This window comes from Salinimonas profundi (genome assembly GCF_014750655.1).
GTDB lineage: Bacteria > Pseudomonadota > Gammaproteobacteria > Enterobacterales > Alteromonadaceae > Alteromonas > Alteromonas profundi_A.
Genome location: NZ_JABBXD010000007.1, coordinates 58918 through 77222 on the forward strand (window position 1 = coordinate 58918; position 18305 = coordinate 77222).

An 18305-nucleotide genomic window follows, 5' to 3' on the forward strand; every position below is an offset into this window, starting at 1 on the left:
ATTAGTCATTATCGCCAGCAGAGGTGGCAGGCAGTTCCAGGGCCAGACTCTGGATAAAGTCAGTCTTTACCGTGTCGGTGACACTTTTTACTTCGGAGTGAAGTTGCTCAACTTCTTCTGTCTGCTCCGTCAGCAGCGACGAATATGAACCATTCAGGCTTTGGGCGTGAGAAATGGCCGCATCAATGTCAGCAAGTAAGCGTGTTGCAGTATCATTGTCACCAACATCATTAAGAAAATCATCAAACCCGACATTCTCAGCTTCACCACCCAGGTACAGGGCTTTCAACGCTTGCAGATTGGCAATGATATTTTCTAACGAATGATCTGCGTACACCGATTCAGCGTTTTGCGGGCAAGGGGAGGTACCGCAATCATTGGCGATGATACCTACCGGGGTGGCGATTTTCGCGTCTTTGGTTACCTCGGTGATATAAAACATTGCATCGGTAATATCGTTAACCGCGTCCAGAGACACCGCAAAGGGACTGTCTGGCTGACCGGCATTTTTCAGCACCTCGCCATATCCCTGCTCGCCCTCGAAGGCATCTACCAGCGTATTGGCATTCGTCACCAAATCCTGAGCAAGTAGTTCTGAATAGGCGCAGCGGGCCTGACGTCGGTCCTGCTCGGTACGATTGTTCCAGCCTTCCGGCGCTGTACCAGCTACCGTGCACTGATGATTTAATTCGGTATTGAAAAGTGTGTACTCCAACGCATCCAGACCGCGTCTGCTTGGGGTACGTGTTGTGACGTCATAATCAGCTGACTCTGCCAGTACGACATCCTGGTCGATGGCACAGGCACTTACATTTGGCCAGGAGTAAATTTTATTGCGCAGGGCATAGCCGTTGTCGGCCAGCGGACCTATTTGCATAACCTCGGCTAACTGCCAGGTTGACATGGTTGTCTTCCAGCTTTGCTGCGCCTGCTGCTGCGCATCAGAGGCATCGCCTGATGCCAGCGTGGCACAATATGCCGTTATATCCGTCTGAAGTGCGTTAGCATCTTCTGCAAATTTGCTATAGGTAGGCAACAACACATTGTCCACCACTGACGCCAGCAGTAATGATTCGTTGAAATTGTTTTCTACAGGTTGTTCCGGCGCGCTGTTGTTTCCATATTGCGCACCCGAATCACTGCTGGTGCTCTCACCGCAGCCAGCTAACAAACCAGCCATCGCAACAGCGATTGTGTTAACCAGTAAAGAACGTTTCATAGGGGACTCCAAAAAAAGACACCGCTGCTAAGAAAAGCAGCGGTGTTGGTCATGTCGGTTTACCAGTTGGCAACGTTTTCGCTATCAAAGCCGTATGCCTGTTCAAGAATATCACGGGCCTGCATCAACTCAGCCTGATAAGCGGCAACGGCGTCGCTGTCGGTCAATACCGGCTTGTCACCCATATATGCATGCAGTTGCGCGAACTGTTCATCCGTTACCGGCGAGAAGCGGTTGAACTGCAAGCCAAGGGCAAAGCCTTTCATTTCAGACCAGTGCTTAGCTAAGTCGCTGTAATCAAAATCGTCAGTACCAATCGCGCTCAGATCAGCGTGGGTATCGTTGATGTAATGCACAACCGTTGCTGCAATGGCACGTTCCCATGCATCCAGCGCGCTATCCCGGTAGCCTTCCAGCTCTTCACGTTCTGCCTCTGTCAGTGCAGTACCAGCGGTATCGTTTAACAGTTTACGGCCCATCAAAAAGGCATTCATCGCCTGAGCGGTATAATCCGTTTCTGTGGTTGCACCCAGATCACGCTTCGCTGCATTGGTAGACTGACCAAAATTGTATTCGGCATTAAAATCGATGGCGTCATCGCCATCGGTATCGTGATAGCCCTGCCAGTCCTCACGACCGCCCTTAGCGGCAATTTCTTCATCTGTGTATTCAAGGTAGTCGCGGGCAGCGCCGAAATAACCGAACCCTTCATCAAACTGATGTTCCAGCGTCGTAAAGCTTTCTTCAGTACCGGTATGATCAGACAGCAGGCCCTTATCAGCAGTATCACTGTCAAGATAATCATCCGCGGCCTGACTATATGCCACAGACATCAGCAAAAACTTCTGAATCAGTTGCTTCAGATCGCGACCGTCGCTGGTCAGATAAATTTTATTGATATCGTTGCCAAAGGGGTCCTGGCGCAATGTTCCGCCTAACTGTGCATCGGCGTTATCAGCCAGTTCGCTGAAAAACATGCGTACCAGTCCTTCAGGCGTCGTGCTGCCGGCGTCACCCCAGCCAACAAATTCACCATTGTTCCAGTCTTTATGCTGACCAACCTCATCATTCCCTGCAATTTTACCAACCAGGTTTTTACTGGATGATGATACGTCAGCCAGTGTTTGCTGCACGGCTGCAGGGTCGGTAGTGGTAAGCAGGGCGCGCTGTGATAGTGCATCATAATCGCTGACGTCAAAGTACGAATTGAGCGCAGCAACCACGTCGTCACGCGTTGTGAAATTACCATCGGTATCAAATGCGGCGGTATCACCTAATTGCGAGTCAATCAGGATATTTAAATCATTGATTAACAAATGACGCGCAACCTGACCGCTGTAAGACACAGCTGATTCGCCATTTACAAAGGCGCTTTCAAAGTCGTAAAAGTCCAGCGCATCGTTAATATCGATAGTCAGCGTTTTGGTGAACGATTCATCGTTGCTGTCAGTGACGCTGACATCAACATCTACCGTGGTCTGCATTTCATAATCCAGTGCAACACCGTCGGCCAGTGAAAGCGTAGTGCCATCAATGACAAAGCGTTCATCCTGAGTTGTAAATGTGAATGTCTCATCGCTGTCGGCGTCGGTGGCAGATAATGTTCCTATTTCTGCGCCCGCTGCATTTTCATCCACACTGGCTGAAGAAACTGAAATATCAGTTGGGGCAGAGTTGGATGGAGGTGGTGTCGGGGCAGGATCATCATTATCCGATGACGAACTTCCACCACACGCAGAAACCAAAAGAGAACTTGCAACGGCGACGGCCAAGAGCTTTTTATTAAACATTCCTTACTTCTCTTGTTAACTTAAGTGAAGCACGACTATACCAGTTTACAATTGAGAATCAATATCATTCGCAATGGTTTTTGCGCCTGATTCTCATTACCGTTTCTGAGCACACCCAAAGCAATCCAAACTGTCCAAATCGCCATAACTATCGGATACCTCTTGCGTTTTCCGCCAAAGGCCGTGTACTCAGACTACGCAGCAAGTTGTAAAGGAACACTGACAAATGGCTCATCATCATCACCATGAAACGTCGGCCCGTATCGGATGGGCGTTTTTTCTGAACCTTACTTTTACCATTATCGAGTTTATTGGCGGTGTACTGACCAACAGTACCGCTATCATGGCTGACGCAGTGCACGATTTAGGCGATACGCTTTCTATTGGTAGTGCCTGGTTACTGGACAGGGTGAGCAGAAAAGAGGCCGATCATTCTTTTACCTATGGTTATCGACGCCTGAGCCTGCTGGGTGCATTGCTAAATGCCGTGGTGCTGATAGCAGGTTCAGTATGGATTTTGTTTCAAACCGTCCCGCGGCTGCTTGAGCCACAAATGCCCCATATTGAAGGGATGATGGGGCTGGCCGTTCTGGGTGTAGTAATGAATGGCTATGCAGCATATAAACTTCACGGCGGGCAGACCTTAAACGAAAAAGTGCTGAACTGGCATTTAATTGAAGATGTTATGGGTTGGGTTGCCGTTATGATTGTAGCCATTGCAATGCATTTTGTTAACTGGCCCATCCTTGACCCTCTGTTGTCGCTGCTTTTCACACTGTTTATTCTGTTTAATGTGTTTCGTAATCTGAAAAGTACTGTGAAGCTGTTTTTTCAGGCAGCACCGGAAAAAGCAATTACCCGTGAGGTATCAGACAAGCTACAACAAATTTCAGCGATCGCCAGTATCCATCATCTGCATATCTGGTCGCTGGACGGTGAACACCACATTGCAACATTACATGCAGTTGTAAAATGTGAGTCACTGGATGATTACCGTTCGCTTAAACAGCAGGTCGCTGATACGCTGGCGCTGTTTGAGTTTGCTCACACTACGGTGGAGTTTGAGCTACTGGGGGAAGACTGCCGCGATGCAGCGGCAAGTCAATCACAAAGCCCCTCCCGTTGAGGAGCGGCTTTACGAAATGTGTCGTAGCGCTTAGGCGTGTGTGCCACGTACCGGATAATCATTGTCCGGTTTTCTGAGCCATTGCAGGCCGTCTACCAGAATATCCACATCCGGTCTTGAGAAAGGCGCATTAGAAATATCGATAATCCGGATGATGCCACTCTGATCAACCACAAATAGTGCTGGCTCCGCAAACGGATGATCAGTCTCTTTTTCAGAGCGTGGGTCGGAGATATACACACCCAATGCTTTCATATTTTCTTCGGTAAGCCCGTATCCCAGAGTGAAATCAACAGAGAGATCATCTAAGTGGCTTTCCAGTTGTTCCTTGCTATCAGCCGACACCGCAATAATATCGACGCCGGTATCCATGAGCTTGTTCTTATGTTTTTGCAGCTTGTTCAGATACTTCGTACAAATAGGGCAATGCTGACCACGATAAACAACCACTAATTGCCAGTCTTTACCTTCACCGGGTTGGCCGAGAACGTGCGTCTTGGTATGAAGATCGGTAACAGAGATATCAGGAAAGGTGCTGCCGGCCTGTAACTTTTGCGAAAAAGTAGGTTGAGTCATAGTACTCCTCATCGTTTGGATAAACGCCGGATAAGCTATAAAGATAACGCGATGCTCCGGCGCAATGTAAAACTCTTAAGGTGCTTACGGCGAATAAACGCTATCAGGATTAGCAGGGGTGGGGTAAAAAGTGCAATATGACAAATCTTTAAAGAAGCGTCAGAAAACAGGAGCAAATTAAATTTTTTGCTCCTGATGGGCGTTTACGATGGCAAAATGACTGCTACTTAGTGCAGGAATTTCCAGACAATACTGTGCTCGGAGCCCAGGCTCCATAACAACACAACTGCCATCAGGAGGACCTCTAGCAATAAAACGCCAATGGCCATCATCGTGCTGGACAAGATAAACCCTTCTTTATGACTGATACCCAGAAAATTGGGTGTGCCCTGATAAAGCAGATAGGCGGTATAGCAAATGCCGGTGATACAGGCTAAGGCGCAAACCCAGATGATCGGATAAATGGCGAACAGGCCGCTAAGAAACATTGGCGTGGCAATATAGCCGGCAAAAATAATGCATTCATGTCGTGATGGACGGGTTGGAAATTTTCTGGCGAGCCAGTGAATCATGCTGCCCACTGCAGCAACAGCCAGTAGTATCAGCGCGTAAAAACAAGCGCCAATCAGTAAGCCGGTTTCAAACCCGACCTGAATGGTGTCGGTTTCGCCGCCCAAGGACCAGCCAAATTGTGTTGTACCGATAAATGAGCTTACAACCGGTATTAAAGCCATCCATAAAACATGGTGCATATATAAATGCGAGACCGTTTCGTGTTCTTCATTAATGGTGCGCCATTCACGGTCTGGATGATGTAACAGTCCCCACAGATGATTGCTCATTGACTTCTCCTACGTTGCCTAAGCCTTTACATCTCATTAACAATATACGTAAGAAGTTCTAAATGTGTAGGATGATATTTGTATAAAAAATGAGCTTTAAAGAACCCTTGAATATAAGGGAAGTATTGTAACCGGGTGGGCAACCTGTCGTTTTTTTCTTCGTTATGGGCCTTAAAGCGGTGCATTAGCTAGCGGCATAATCTACACTAAGCGTAGAATTTGTTTGCACGTAACTGGTCGCTGTTATGCTTAAAAAGTTGCACGAACTGACTTCGGATGAGTCGCTGAGCTTCGAGCAAAAAATTGTTGCTATTTTGAAACTGGGTCTGGAAGCGTTTCAGCAACAGCACGCTATTGTCAGTTTTATAAGCGGTGACGAATACACGGTCAAGTACGTTGTATCCAATGATCCTACACTGACACCCGGACTTACTTTCTCGTTGGGCCAAACTTATTGCTGGCATACCTTACAGACCAATGAGGCGCTGGCATTTTCCAATGCATCACAAGTGGCCGCTGTGGCTACACATCCCTGTTATGAAACTTTTCGGCTGGAAAGTTATATCGGTGCCCGGATTGTTGTTATGGGCGAACTCTACGGGACGCTTAACTTTTCTTCGCCCACTGCCCGCGATAAGTCCTTCAGCAGCGACGACATAGACTTCATAAATTTGTTTGCACAATGGATTGGCGTAGAGATATCGCGCCACATCGAGCAGCAGGAATTGAAGCAGCGTATTGAGCTGCAAGAGCAAATGGAGAAAATGGCGCTGATAGGCGGCTGGGAAGTGGACTTGGCCAACAATAAAATTTACTGGTCAGAACAAACCCGGCGAATTCATGAGGTACCTGATGATTACGAGCCGGATCTGGTCAGTGCAATAGAGTTTTATCCAGAGGGCGAGTCCCGCGATACCATTTCGGATGCACTTGCCGAAGCGATGGCAACCGGCAAGGGATGGAGCCTTGAAATCTTACTGCGAACCTATACCGGAAAAGTGAAGTGGGTTGCTACGCAAGGGCGACCAGAGTTCAGGGATGGCCAGTGTGTAAGAATTTTCGGCGCTTTTCAGGACATTGATTCACAGATGGCATTGCGTCACGAACTGATCGACAGACGAAACGAAGCCGAGCGATTGCTCAAGGCCCGAAGCGCAATGATAGGTAAAATCAGCCACGAATTGCGCACGCCCATCAACGGCATTGCCGGCATGTTACAAACGCTGAAGGGTGAAAATAATAAGGACATCATTGAGAGCCGGGTAGCAATTGCCATGCGCAGCGCCGATCTGTTGGTCCGTCTGGTCAATGATGTACTGGATTACTCCAAGGTTGAATCGGGTCAGCTGGAGCTTGAAGAAGTCCCGTTTTCGGTTAGCAATATTTTCGACGATTTGTTCTACCTTTATGAGCCTCTGGCCAAGAAGAAAGGGCTTTCCCTTAACGTTGATGCACAGTTTCCTCAAGGATTGCGTGCTCACGGGGACCCGGGGCGGATGACACAAATCTATTCAAATCTGCTCAATAATGCGGTGAAATTTACTGATCAGGGCATTATCAATCTGACAGCGCGTATTAAAGAGAAAGCAGGGCGTGATGTCATCGCTGTTACCGTAACCGATACCGGTATTGGCATGGATAAACAGGCCATAGAAAGTCTCTATCAGCCCTTTAAGCAAGGACACTCGGGCATCTCCTCTAAGTATGGCGGTTCGGGACTGGGCTTCGCTATCGTTAAGGAGCTTTGCGATGCGTTTGGTGGCACGGTAAAAGTCAGCAGCAAGGAAGGGCAGGGCACCCGTATTTTTGTCGAATTGCCATTTAATGCACTCAACCAGGAAGATGTGGCAAAAGAAGACTACATCGGCCCGCAAAACAGCAGCTTTGAACATATAAAATTGCTGGTTGTGGATGATAACGAAATAAATCGTCTGGTGATGGAATCGTTGCTGTCTCAGCTTCAGGTCAGTGCAGATTATGCGGTGAATGGGTTAGAGGCGGTGACGTGCATTGAACGCGCCAGCGAGCCTTACACGCTGGTCTTTATGGACTGCGAAATGCCGGTGATGGATGGGATTGAAGCAACCAGAGTCATTAAAGATACGTATACCAGTGACGGCAAAATGTTTATTGTTGCGATGACGGCTGATACTTCCGACAGCAACCGACAAGCCTGCCTGAAAGCCGGCATGGATGCGTTTTTAACAAAGCCGGTCAAGCTGGAAGCGCTGCGCGGGGTACTAAATGAAGTGGCGTACCCCCAAATTACCGCCTCGGCGATTCCCGGTGTCCGCTAAACACGCCCGATATCAAGGCCGTTTTGGCGGCCGTTTTCGGTGAGATTCTTATTCCTCCTTTCGTTTCTGACTTTCTTTTGTACTAAGTAAACTTTAATCACACTTCGCGATGTACAACATAGCAGGATGAATAAAAACGTAAAAATCATGAGCTCAAAATTATCGCCGTTGGCACACTCTGTATTGCATCTTCCGCTTAAAAGCTGGTGGCATATCTGCAAAAGAGTGGTTAAAAAAACTCAGGAGCACAATTTACCCATCGTCGCTGCGGGCGTGGCGTTTTATTTTTTGCTGGCGATATTCCCGTTATTAGGGGCGCTAATCTCACTCTACGGGCTGATGGTGTCGCCTGAAGAGCTCAGAGAACATATGGCACTGCTGGTCGATGTGGTGCCATCCCAAAGCCGCTATATTCTGGAAGAGCAATTAAAAAACCTGACTGAAAAGCCGAGTTCAACGCTCAGCTGGGGTCTGATTCTGTCCATTGTGCTGTCACTGTGGAGTAGTAGCAAAGGCGCAAATGCATTAATAACGGCGTGTAATATTACTTATAATGAGTCCAAGGGCCGGAATTTTTTTAAAGGTTTACTGGCCAGGATGACAGGCACCACCAGTATTATCCTTACCATTATTCTGGCGCTAGCACTGATAACGGTCGTGCCCAAATGGATAAGTTGGGCGACAGCAGGCTTTATTTCGTCAGCTCAGGCCAATTTTATCACCCTGCCGATTATGCTTTTACTATTTAATGCCAGTTTGTCAGCGCTATATCGGTACGGGCCACACCGAAGACCTGCTAAATGGCGGTGGGTGACGACCGGGTCCATTTTGGCGACGGTACTATGGATACTTGCCTCATACGGATTTTCCATTTACCTGAGCGAATTTGCCAGCTATAACAAAACGTACGGTTCGGTAGGTGGAATAATCATTTTATTAATGTGGTTATATCTGACCGCTTATATCATACTGCTCGGCGCGGAGGTGAATGCTGCCATAGAGCTGCAGACCTCTGCTGATAGCACCGTAGGAGACGACAAACCCAAGGGGGATCGCGGCGCGTTTGTGGCGGACAATACCCCTGACGATCTGCGTGATATGAACGCCCGGGAAGCGTCGCCCTTCCAGCAAAAAGAATAAAATATTTTTATTTTCCTATAAACGTTGATTTATTGAGCAGTTGCTTCAATCCCGGCCCTCTGCCTATTGCTGTAGGGCTGGAATTTGATAGAGTTGACGGCCTTAGTCTATAGATTAACCATGTTCGCTGGCATGTGGCCTTGTCAGCAACGTTCAGGATACACGAATGGCAGAGCAATGCTTTCGGATGAAAGGCACAACGCTAACCAGCATTGTGCTAGATATAATAACGTTTGACCCTGATGAATTTGATACGCAGCTGGCAGCAAAGATTGCCAGTGCACCGCAGTTTTTCACACGTTCTTCCCTTATTATTCAGTTAAGTTGTAACATTGATGAAACCGCGTTTGAGTTATTAGTCACACTGTGTCGTAAACACCAGCTTCAGCCAATGGCAGTAAAAGGGCAGGTGAATGATTTACGCGATACGATTAATGACCTCGGACTGTCTGACATAAGTCAGAGCAAATCCACTGACAGTGAGTTACCCGCTGGCAGTACGTCAGAAACCACTGAGAAAAAGCCAGCTGGCGCGACGCCTGAGGTGAATAAAACCCGGGTAGTGTCTCGACCTGTACGCTCAGGACAACAGGTTTATGCTCAGGGCGGCGACCTAATCATTTTAGCGCCAGTAAGTGAGGGTGCTGAAATTCTGGCAGACGGCAATATCCATGTTTACGGCACGATGCGCGGCCGGGCTCTTGCAGGAGTCAAAGGCGACACAGAGGCACGGATTTTCTGTCAGCAGATGGAGGCTGAGCTGATTTCCATTGCCGGCAGATTCGTCATGCAGGAAACTATACAAACACAGTGCTGGAAGAAACCGGCACAGGCATATTTAGAAGAGGATGCGTTACTGGTCACCGAACTGGGTTAAGACCGTACGTTTTCGTCGAGGAAAAAGTAGATGGCAAAAATTATCGTTGTAACCTCCGGAAAAGGAGGGGTTGGAAAAACAACATCCAGTGCGGCTATTGCAACCGGCCTGGCGCTTCAGGGACACAAAACTGTCGTTGTCGATTTTGATGTGGGCTTGCGTAACCTTGATTTGATCATGGGCTGTGAACGACGAGTCGTCTACGATTTCGTTAATGTTATCAATAAAGAAGCATCCCTTAATCAGGCGCTGATTAAAGATAAGCGTACTGATGGGTTATACATTCTGCCTGCCTCGCAAACCCGGGATAAGGATGCACTGACAATGGATGGTGTTCAGACCGTCCTGAATGACCTGAGCAAAGATTTCGAGTTCATTATCTGTGACTCACCCGCGGGTATCGAGCAGGGGGCCCAAATGGCGCTGTACTTTGCAGATGAGGCCATCGTGGTAACCAACCCGGAAGTGTCGTCGGTACGCGACTCTGATCGTATTCTGGGTATCCTTCAAAGCAAATCAATGCGTGCTGAGCAGGGTAAAAGTGTTAAAGAGCATCTGTTGTTGACCCGTTACAACCCGCATCGCGTAGCAACCGCAGAAATGTTAAGTGTTGTCGATGTTGAAGAAATTCTCGCTGTTCCCTTACTTGGCGTGATTCCTGAATCTGAGGCTGTACTTGCCGCATCTAACCAGGGGGCGCCTGTTATTCTTGATCAGCAATCTACAGCCGGTCAGGCGTATTCAGATGCAGTACGCCGGTTAGTGGGTGAAAAGGTAGAACATCGCTTTTTGGAAGCTGAAAAGAAAGGTTTCTTTAAGCGGCTGCTCGGAGGAAAATAATGGGAATTTTTGACTATCTGTTAAAAAAGGGTAAGTCGAATTCTGCAGCCGTGGCGAAAGAGCGTCTGCAGATAATTGTTGCGCATGAGCGCCGGAAACGCACTGAACCGGATTACCTTCCGATGATGCAAAAAGAGATCGTCGAGGTTATTCGTAAATACGTACAGATTGCAGATGATCAGGTGTCTGTGCAGCTGGAAGATAGTGACGATTGCAGTGTACTGGAGCTTAATATTACGTTGCCGGAATAATGGTAGTCGGGTAAATAAAAAGCGCTTCAGTGAAGCGCTTTTTTTATATCTGTAATTTATGCCTGCTAACGCTGATAACGGGCAGGCTGACCTTCTTTAGGGGTGGTAGCACTGATGAACTCGCGGATATGTTCATTGGCTGTTTTCAGGTCCTCTTTACGCAGATACATCATGTGGCCGCTGCGATAGCCTTTAAAGCTCAGGCGGTCTTTCATCTTACCACTGGGATCTAATTGCCACATGGTGTATTTGGCATCAAAGTAATTTGTGGCGCCGTCGTAATAGCCTGATTGAATCATTACATTCAGGTACGGGTTGGCAGCCATCGCGGCACGCAGGTTCTCACCGGTACTGTTATCAGAGCGATCCCACGGGTGAACCGGACCAAACATGTTGTATTTTACGTCGGTATCAAACTTAAGCTCGTTCTTCAGGTAATAATTAATAGCTGGCGTAAACGAATGCAGCCAGGATGAGAGCTCTGCATTGTAATCAGGTCGGTCGCCGGTATCCTGTTTATCAATACCGAGATAACGGCTGTCCAGTCTGCCGATCGTTTTGCCTTCATCCCGCAACAGTTCTTTCCAGAAAAACCAGGTACTGACATCCAGGTTATTTCTGGCAATTGCCGTTTCACTGATGCCTGAATAACGCGCCATCTGGCGAATCACATTCTGTTTTTCCTTCTTACTGATAAAGCCGCCACGACTGAGCGCTGGTGTCAGCTTTTCCAGCGTGAAGGTCTCTACCTGCTCCAGAAACGCTTCCAGCTCCATATTCTGGTATTGCTCAGGCAACTTTTTATGATGCCAGGCCGCTGCCGCAAAATAGGGCAGGCGGTTAGCAGCCTCAACGACGCCATCTCGAGAAATGCCTAGTTCAGTAGGTGACACCAGGATTACGCCGTTTAAATACATCCACTGCTGATTCTGCAGTGCCAGCGCCAGACCGGATACGCGGGTTGTGCCGTAACTTTCGCCAATCAGGTATTTGGGTGAGCGCCAGCGATTATGACGCGAGACAAACGTGTTTATCCATTCAGCAAGATATTCAACATCGGCATTAACACCGAAGAACATTTTTTTCTGTTCTTCTTTGGAGGGCATTTCGCCCTCTTCATTGGGAAGAATGCGACTGTAGCCGGTATTGACCGGGTTAACATAAACGATGTCAGCCACATCTAACACTGAGTAGGGATTAGACTTCAGGCCATAGGGCTGCACCGGATAGCCTTCATCATCCACATTCAGAATTTTCGGCCCGGTGTATGCAATATGCATCCATACCGATGCAGAACCCGGGCCGCCGTTGAAACTGATTAGCAGTGGCCGCGTCTCGTTATTCTTAGTGTCGGTACGGGTATAGTAGGTGTACTGTAATGTGGCAATGGCGTCGCCTTCTTCATCCCAAACGGGTTGCATCCCCGCCTGAGCGCGATATTCGACGCGTTCGCCGGCGATCGTGGTCCGGTGCTTTGTGTCTATCGACAGTTCGGTATCAATTTGCCGGTTGTGGTTTTGCTTCGCGCCATCTTCTGCTTGCACATACCCCGATGTGCCTGCTGACAGGCCGACCGTAACGGCAAGTAAATATCCCTTCCAGTTCATAATGCCTCTGTATACATGTTGTTATCGTCTTTATCGCCATCGTGCACATGGCGTCATTAACCATATATTAACAAACCTTTAAGTGGTTATTAGGGTTATTTAGCGTTTACTACCTAAACTTGGTCGAACTTCTATGGTGTTGAATAAACAAAAAACCCGATGTCGATGTAAAAACTCCATAATCACTCTTCGCCCACAGCAAACGAGGTGCAAATGAAACAAGTTGAAATCGGCAACCCTGAGCAAGGTCTTGATGGCCTGAACGTTAACGACGTGGCACCGCCGCCAGAGCCTAAAGCTCATGAAATTATGGTTGAGCTGCACGCTTCAAGCCTGAATTATCATGACTACGGAGTAGCCAGCGGCACGATGAAAGCGCCTGCCGGCAGAATATTAATGTCAGATGGCGCTGGCGTGGTCAAGGCAGTAGGCAGCGAAGTCACTACCTTTAAAGAAGGCGACAATGTGGTATCGGTCTTTTTCCCGGACTGGCAGACAGGCGCACCAACAATCGGCGATTTCAGTCGCACGCCAGGCGATGGTATCGATGGCTATGCCCGTGAGTTTGTAACAGTCCCAGCGAGTTGGTTTACCCGGGCACCCAAAGACTGGTCGCATAGTCAGGCTGCAACTATCACCACTGCGGGTATGACAGCATGGCGCGCGCTGGTTGTTGAAGGTAACCTGAAACCCGGCGATACGGTGCTATTGCTGGGAACCGGTGGCGTATCGATTTACGGGCTCCAAATTGCGAAAGCGATGGGCGCACGCGTGGCGATTACATCCTCCAGCGATGAAAAGCTCGAAAAAGCGAAAGCGTTGGGTGCTGACTTTACCGTTAACTACAAAAAGGACGAAAACTGGGGTAAAACGGTGAGCGAGTGGACGGGTGGTCACGGTGTCGACCACGTTGTTGAAGTTGGCGGGCCGGCCACGCTGGGGCAATCCATAAAAGCAACACGGGTAGGTGGAAGTATCGTGCTGATAGGTGTCTTAACCGGCATTGGTGGAGAGGTGCCTACCGCGCTGTTAATGAGAAAACAGATTCGCCTGACCGGCGTTATTGTTGGCAGCCATCAGCATCAGGTTGAGTTTGTAAACGCCCTGGACCAAATGAACTTTACGCCGGAAATTGACCGGGCGTTCGCCCTGGATAAGCTTGCTGACGCATTTCGCTATGAGGAGTCAGGTGAGCACTTTGGTAAGATTGTTGTCGAATATTGAGTCTGTTGTGTTTCTCAGGTGCAGGGGTGTGCCTGAGATGCTTACCTGCGTGCACGTCGCTGTAGCCTGAAGTAAAAAATTAATCTTTGCTGAGATCGCCATCGTAAAAGTCAGTTCATGTCATCGAAAAACCGCATGTTCAGCGGCTTAACGGAGAGCAAAGGTGAACTTGCAAGTTGTGACTGACTCATCCCACGAGAAAACCATCCTGGAAGGTTGTATCAGGGAAAAAGCAAGGCCTGATACCGCGCTGCAGATTCTTGAAGCCGGTTGTGGTAATAAGTGGCAGCTTTCCCTGAAGGGACTGCAATACACGTTGGCGGGTATCGATTTGGATGAAGATGCGCTGCAGCTACGCCAGGCTCGTTTCAGGGATCTGGATGAGGTCATTGTCGGGGACCTGCGCACGGTATCGTTGCCCAGGGCGCAATATGACGTCATCTATACTGCGTATGTGTTGGAACATGTCAGCAATGTGCCGCTGGTGCTGGCAAATTTTAACCGGTGGCTCAAACCAGGCGGACTGATGATTATCAAAGTACCTGACCGGGATTCAGTTTATGGTTTTATCGCACGAAACACCCCGCACTGGCTGCACGTTTACTATTACCGGTTTATTAAAGGCAATAAAAACGCCGGAAAACCCGGTTACCTGCCGTACCCGACCGTCTATGACAAGGCTCTCGCCAGAAAGCGTATGCTGACCTATTGTGAACAGGAAGGTTTGACGATAAAGGCAATGTTGGGAAAAAACAACTATCTGCGAAAGCGTTCTGTGCGTGACAGAATCATCAGAATTTTTGTCAGGTTGGTCAACCTGTTTTCATTTGGAAAACTTGCCTGGCACTACAACGATCTAATCTACATCATTGAGAAATCATCAAGCCGGAACGATGAGACGCAATAGCAGTTTGCGCCGATGCCAGCCAAAATCATCCTATTACAGACTATTCTTATCAATTAGTGATAACAAAGGTCGAAATGCCATGCCCAAATCAGGATAATACGCCCAATTTATTTGTACGAGGGGATTCATTTTGACGAATGCCCACAATCACACCGGAGACAATCATGGCCGTGTATGAAATTAAACACCCGCTGGTTCAGCACAAGCTGGGCGTTATGCGGGAAGCTAACTTGAGCAGTAAAGACTTTCGCCAGCTTGCCAGTGAGGTAGGGAATCTACTGACCTATGAAGCCACCCGCGACCTTCAAACCGAGCAGGCAACGATTGAAAGTTGGTCTGGCGATGAAATCAGCGTTGAAAAAATTAAAGGTAAAAAGATTACTGTTGTGCCAATTCTTCGCGCCGGTCTGGGTATGCTGGATGGGGTGATGGAGCTCATTCCCAACGCCAAGATCAGCGTTGTCGGCTTATACCGGGATGAAGAATCGTTGGAACCTGTTGCTTACTTCGACAAAGTGGTTAAAGACATTGACCAGCGTACCGCACTGATTGTCGACCCAATGCTGGCAACCGGTGGCACCTTAGTCGCTACGATTGATTTGCTTAAACAGCGTGGTTGCAGCCACATTATGGGACTGTTTCTGGTCGCTGCGCCGGAAGGTATTGACGCGGTGCAAAATGCGCACCCTGATGTAGACATCTTTACCGCTTCTGTTGATGAGAAACTTAACGAGCAAGGGTATATTTTACCCGGACTGGGTGATGCCGGGGACCGTATCTTCGGAACGCGTTAAGGTCCGTTACATCGATGTGATAAATGCCAGACAAAACTGGCGAAATTTAATCGATTAAGTTACAACTTTTATAAGCGCCGTGAAAGGTGATGATACGCAAGGGATTGCTTAAAATAAAAAAAGCGCGAGCCTGTAGTGCACACGTTTTGTTTTCATGTTGAAGATGTATGAAAAAGAATAAACTGACCCTGAAAGGTGTTGCCGATATTATTGGTGTCTCCACTGCGACGATTTCAAACGCCTTTAACCGTCCGGACCAGCTCTCTGCAAAAAAGCGCGAAGAGATCCTGAAAAAATGTGAAAAGATCGGTTATCACGGCCCCAACAAAGCGGCCCAGATACTACGTAAAGGCGAGTCAGGCATTGTTGCACTGATACTGGCAGATAACATTGAGTATATGGTCAGTGATCCGGTGGCCAGTACGTTTATTAAAGGCGTCTCACGAGTACTGCAAAAACAAAACAAACACTTACTACTGTTCAGCGGTAATGAGGGCAGCATCCGCGATGTCAGTGATTTTGTGGACGGCTTTATATGCTACGGCGCGCCACAAAACACGGCTCTGGCACAGGAGCTGAAAAGTGCCGTCAAGCCCGTGGTTACCGTGGATTTCGATATTGAGGGATTGCCGTCGGTTAATATTGATAACGAGCAGGCCGCCTTTGACATTGCCTCTAAAGCACTGGGCTACGATGAGCGGGTGGCGATTCTTGGTCTGAAACTCATTGACTCGCCAACAACGTGCCGCATTTATGACAGCCCGTTGTTTGGCGCCGAATCATCTATTGCACAGCGTCGATTGCAAGGGTATTTAAAAGCGATTGAGCAGACGGGTAATCACATTACAAACGACTGGATCTGGCATATTCCGGAAAGCCAGAGCGCTTATGCAAGACAGGCCGCCAGTGAAGTGCTTAACTGCGAACCAAGACCTACAACAATATTGTGTATGAGCGATATTATTGCGCTGGAGTTATTGCAATGCGCCATGGCCAAAGGTATTGAGGTGCCTGCATCGCTGAAAATAACCGGCTTTGATGGTATTGATGAGGCGGCACGTACCCGTCCAAATCTGTCCACGGTGTGTCAGTCAAGCATTGCAAAAGGCGAGTTAGCGGCGACAAAATTGCTGGAGAACGCCTCAGAAAATACGGTAATGTCTTACGATATTATCAGCGGTGAAACCGTTTAAGCCTGCTATATTAAGCAGGCTTTTTACTGCTATCTTAACCAGGCAGTTTTCCTGTGCAAACCTGATCGCCGTAGTAGTTATCCCGATAGTTGCAAATAACCTGTGAAGATTTTCCGGCGACCGACTTTGATTGCGAATTGAAAAGTTTTTTTAATAAATGCATGAGTGTGTATCCCTTGTAATGAGTAATGAAGCAGGATGCACGTAAATGTAGATATAGTAAAAAGATTAAAACCTATTAATGCAATAGTATTTTTTGAATCTAACTCATTCTGGACAACACTGATAACGGGGCGACACGAAGAAAATAACGCACAAACGCCCATGGCCAAACCGGAACAAATGCATTAGCAGGCTCTTTATTAATAGCTTTGACCAATGCTTTACAGCCAGTTTCCGTATCCACAATAAAGGGCACATTTTTCACTTTTTCATTGATGGCAGAACGAATAAAGCCTGGATGAACCGTTGTAACCTTTATAGGCGTGTTCATGACGTCGACCCGGATCCCTTCTGACAATGACGACAAGGCAGCTTTAGTTGCTGCATAAACCGTCAGAGCGCGCCTGAAACCCCGAATGCCGCTGACGGATGACACCGTGACCAGATGACCGTGATTCTGCTTTCGAAATATTTCCATTGCAGCTTCGCACTGTGCCAGTGCCGAGACAAAATTAGTCGTCGCGGTTTCCTTATTGGCCGCAAAATGACCGGTGCCGATCGACGCACCTTTCCCCATACCCGCATTGACAATAATTCTGTCAAGCTTGCCCAGCTCTTTGGCAAAGCCATGAAAAACCTCAAAGACAGCATCATGATCATTTACATCAAGAACCTGTATACGAACTTTGAGACTGCGGTTAATTGAAAGGCATTCATTTCGAAGCGATTCGAGATGGTCCTTGCGCCGAGCGCACAGCGCCAGATTATGGCCTTTTCTGGCAAATTCAATAGCCATACCCCGGCCAAGCCCGGAACTGGCGCCGGTGATTAAAATATTTCGTCGCATTGATTACGGTTTATCCCAGACGAGTTGTTTGAAGTGCTTACGGCACATAGACTCGTACCGATCGTTTCCGCCTATCTGCACCTGGTCACCGCAGGTCACTGCCTGACCATTATCATCAAGACGAACTACAAAGCTGGCTTTGCGGCCGCAATGGCAGACCGTCTTGAGCTCTGCTAATTTATCAGCCCAGGCCAGAAGATAATGACTGCCCTGAAACGTTTCGCCCAGAAAGTCGGTACGAAGCCCGTACGCGAGTACCGGAATATTCAACTCATCAACCACCTCTACCAACTGACGAACTTGATCGCGGGTCAGAAACTGCGCCTCGTCAATAAATACACAATCCAGTTTTTGTTCGGCCTGTTGTGTCCTGACATTCTCAAATAAGTCATCAGTATCTGTAAATAGCAGTGCATCGGCCTGTAAGCCAATGCGGGAGGCGACTTTGCCTACGCCATACCGATCATCTAATGCTGCCGTAAATATGATGGTGTGCATGCCGCGCTCTTTATAGTTATAGGCAGACTGTAAAAGTGCGGTAGATTTGCCGGCATTCATTGCCGAATAATAGAAATAAAGCTGTGCCATAGTCGTTTCGTTATTATTATCGGGG

Annotated in this window: 17 protein-coding genes; 10 read left to right on the forward strand and 7 right to left on the reverse strand. The window is 48.1% G+C overall.

Annotated features, from left to right (window positions below):
* Position 1: 1 nt before the first annotated feature.
* Both HHX48_RS12605 and HHX48_RS12610 read right to left on the reverse strand, forming a co-directional pair.
* Complete coding sequence (locus HHX48_RS12605) at positions 2-1219, reverse strand: imelysin family protein (protein ID WP_191025641.1); 1218 nt, start codon at positions 1217-1219, stop codon at positions 2-4.
* 59 nt (positions 1220-1278) lie between these two features.
* On the reverse strand, positions 1279-3009 hold the full coding sequence (locus HHX48_RS12610; RefSeq protein WP_191025643.1) for a DUF4856 domain-containing protein: 1731 nt from the start codon (positions 3007-3009) through the stop codon (positions 1279-1281).
* A gap of 226 nt (positions 3010-3235) precedes the next feature.
* Here HHX48_RS12610 and HHX48_RS12615 point away from each other — a divergent pair, with 226 nt between their 5' ends.
* Positions 3236-4135 carry a cation diffusion facilitator family transporter gene (locus HHX48_RS12615; protein WP_191025645.1) on the forward strand — a complete coding sequence of 300 codons (900 nt, stop codon included), beginning with the start codon at positions 3236-3238 and terminating at the stop codon, positions 4133-4135.
* A 30-nt stretch (positions 4136-4165) separates the two neighbouring features.
* Here the strand turns inward: HHX48_RS12615 and HHX48_RS12620 are convergent, their stop codons facing one another.
* The gene (locus tag HHX48_RS12620; RefSeq protein WP_191025647.1) at positions 4166-4711 is read right to left on the reverse strand and encodes a redoxin domain-containing protein; all 546 of its coding nucleotides are present in this window, start codon (positions 4709-4711) and stop codon (positions 4166-4168) included.
* A 227-nt stretch (positions 4712-4938) separates the two neighbouring features.
* Entirely contained in the window at positions 4939-5553 is a 615-nt protein-coding gene (locus HHX48_RS12625; RefSeq protein WP_191025649.1) for a Yip1 family protein, read from the reverse strand.
* A gap of 245 nt (positions 5554-5798) precedes the next feature.
* Here HHX48_RS12625 and HHX48_RS12630 point away from each other — a divergent pair, with 245 nt between their 5' ends.
* The 5 genes from HHX48_RS12630 (at position 5799) to minE (ending at position 10958) form a co-directional block, all read left to right on the forward strand.
* The gene (locus HHX48_RS12630) at positions 5799-7850 is read left to right on the forward strand and encodes a hybrid sensor histidine kinase/response regulator (RefSeq protein WP_191025651.1); all 2052 of its coding nucleotides are present in this window, start codon (positions 5799-5801) and stop codon (positions 7848-7850) included.
* A gap of 147 nt (positions 7851-7997) precedes the next feature.
* The gene (locus tag HHX48_RS12635) at positions 7998-8990 is read left to right on the forward strand and encodes a YihY/virulence factor BrkB family protein (RefSeq protein WP_191025653.1); all 993 of its coding nucleotides are present in this window, start codon (positions 7998-8000) and stop codon (positions 8988-8990) included.
* A gap of 166 nt (positions 8991-9156) precedes the next feature.
* Complete coding sequence (gene minC / locus HHX48_RS12640) at positions 9157-9867, forward strand: septum site-determining protein MinC (protein WP_191025656.1); 711 nt, start codon at positions 9157-9159, stop codon at positions 9865-9867.
* A gap of 30 nt (positions 9868-9897) precedes the next feature.
* The gene (gene minD / locus HHX48_RS12645) at positions 9898-10707 is read left to right on the forward strand and encodes a septum site-determining protein MinD (RefSeq protein WP_191025658.1); all 810 of its coding nucleotides are present in this window, start codon (positions 9898-9900) and stop codon (positions 10705-10707) included.
* Positions 10707-10958 (forward strand): cell division topological specificity factor MinE, encoded by a 252-nt coding sequence (gene minE / locus HHX48_RS12650; RefSeq protein WP_191025660.1) that lies wholly within the window; start codon positions 10707-10709, stop codon positions 10956-10958. Before minD ends, minE begins: the two co-directional genes overlap by 1 nt.
* A 65-nt stretch (positions 10959-11023) precedes the next feature.
* Here minE and HHX48_RS12655 read toward each other — a convergent pair whose 3' ends face one another.
* Positions 11024-12565, reverse strand: a complete 1542-nt coding sequence (locus tag HHX48_RS12655; RefSeq protein ID WP_191025662.1) for a S10 family peptidase — start codon at positions 12563-12565, stop codon at positions 11024-11026.
* A 213-nt stretch (positions 12566-12778) separates the two neighbouring features.
* Between HHX48_RS12655 and HHX48_RS12660 the strand changes: the two genes are divergently transcribed.
* The 4 genes from HHX48_RS12660 (at position 12779) to HHX48_RS12675 (ending at position 16683) form a co-directional block, all read left to right on the forward strand.
* Positions 12779-13789 (forward strand): zinc-dependent alcohol dehydrogenase family protein, encoded by a 1011-nt coding sequence (locus HHX48_RS12660; RefSeq protein WP_191025664.1) that lies wholly within the window; start codon positions 12779-12781, stop codon positions 13787-13789.
* A gap of 163 nt (positions 13790-13952) precedes the next feature.
* Entirely contained in the window at positions 13953-14696 is a 744-nt protein-coding gene (locus HHX48_RS12665; protein ID WP_191025666.1) for a class I SAM-dependent methyltransferase, read from the forward strand.
* A gap of 164 nt (positions 14697-14860) precedes the next feature.
* Positions 14861-15490 carry a uracil phosphoribosyltransferase gene (gene upp / locus HHX48_RS12670; protein WP_191025866.1) on the forward strand — a complete coding sequence of 210 codons (630 nt, stop codon included), beginning with the start codon at positions 14861-14863 and terminating at the stop codon, positions 15488-15490.
* A 167-nt stretch (positions 15491-15657) separates the two neighbouring features.
* On the forward strand, positions 15658-16683 hold the full coding sequence (locus tag HHX48_RS12675) for a LacI family DNA-binding transcriptional regulator (protein ID WP_191025668.1): 1026 nt from the start codon (positions 15658-15660) through the stop codon (positions 16681-16683).
* Between the two features lie 262 nt (positions 16684-16945).
* Here the strand turns inward: HHX48_RS12675 and HHX48_RS12680 are convergent, their stop codons facing one another.
* Together HHX48_RS12680 and HHX48_RS12685 are read right to left on the reverse strand one after the other, a co-directional pair.
* Entirely contained in the window at positions 16946-17692 is a 747-nt protein-coding gene (locus HHX48_RS12680; RefSeq protein ID WP_191025670.1) for an SDR family oxidoreductase, read from the reverse strand.
* 3 nt (positions 17693-17695) lie between these two features.
* Positions 17696-18280, reverse strand: a complete 585-nt coding sequence (locus HHX48_RS12685) for a thymidine kinase (RefSeq protein WP_191025868.1) — start codon at positions 18278-18280, stop codon at positions 17696-17698.
* Positions 18281-18305: the final 25 nt, after the last annotated feature.

Excerpts from the sequence above, each read along its gene's own strand:
- HHX48_RS12605 (WP_191025641.1), bottom strand. The coding sequence starts at position 1,219 with ATGAAACGTTCTTTACTGGTTAACACAATCGCTGTTGCGATGGCTGGT.
- HHX48_RS12610 (WP_191025643.1), bottom strand. The coding sequence starts at position 3,009 with ATGTTTAATAAAAAGCTCTTGGCCGTCGCCGTTGCAAGTTCTCTTTTG.
- HHX48_RS12615 (WP_191025645.1), top strand. The coding sequence starts at position 3,236 with ATGGCTCATCATCATCACCATGAAACGTCGGCCCGTATCGGATGGGCG.
- HHX48_RS12620 (WP_191025647.1), bottom strand. The coding sequence starts at position 4,711 with ATGACTCAACCTACTTTTTCGCAAAAGTTACAGGCCGGCAGCACCTTT.
- HHX48_RS12625 (WP_191025649.1), bottom strand. The coding sequence starts at position 5,553 with ATGAGCAATCATCTGTGGGGACTGTTACATCATCCAGACCGTGAATGG.
- HHX48_RS12630 (WP_191025651.1), top strand. The coding sequence starts at position 5,799 with ATGCTTAAAAAGTTGCACGAACTGACTTCGGATGAGTCGCTGAGCTTC.
- HHX48_RS12635 (WP_191025653.1), top strand. The coding sequence starts at position 7,998 with ATGAGCTCAAAATTATCGCCGTTGGCACACTCTGTATTGCATCTTCCG.
- minC (WP_191025656.1), top strand. The coding sequence starts at position 9,157 with ATGGCAGAGCAATGCTTTCGGATGAAAGGCACAACGCTAACCAGCATT.
- minD (WP_191025658.1), top strand. The coding sequence starts at position 9,898 with ATGGCAAAAATTATCGTTGTAACCTCCGGAAAAGGAGGGGTTGGAAAA.
- minE (WP_191025660.1), top strand. The coding sequence starts at position 10,707 with ATGGGAATTTTTGACTATCTGTTAAAAAAGGGTAAGTCGAATTCTGCA.
- HHX48_RS12655 (WP_191025662.1), bottom strand. The coding sequence starts at position 12,565 with ATGAACTGGAAGGGATATTTACTTGCCGTTACGGTCGGCCTGTCAGCA.
- HHX48_RS12660 (WP_191025664.1), top strand. The coding sequence starts at position 12,779 with ATGAAACAAGTTGAAATCGGCAACCCTGAGCAAGGTCTTGATGGCCTG.
- upp (WP_191025866.1), top strand. The coding sequence starts at position 14,861 with ATGGCCGTGTATGAAATTAAACACCCGCTGGTTCAGCACAAGCTGGGC.
- HHX48_RS12675 (WP_191025668.1), top strand. The coding sequence starts at position 15,658 with ATGAAAAAGAATAAACTGACCCTGAAAGGTGTTGCCGATATTATTGGT.
- HHX48_RS12680 (WP_191025670.1), bottom strand. The coding sequence starts at position 17,692 with ATGCGACGAAATATTTTAATCACCGGCGCCAGTTCCGGGCTTGGCCGG.
- HHX48_RS12685 (WP_191025868.1), bottom strand. The coding sequence starts at position 18,280 with ATGGCACAGCTTTATTTCTATTATTCGGCAATGAATGCCGGCAAATCT.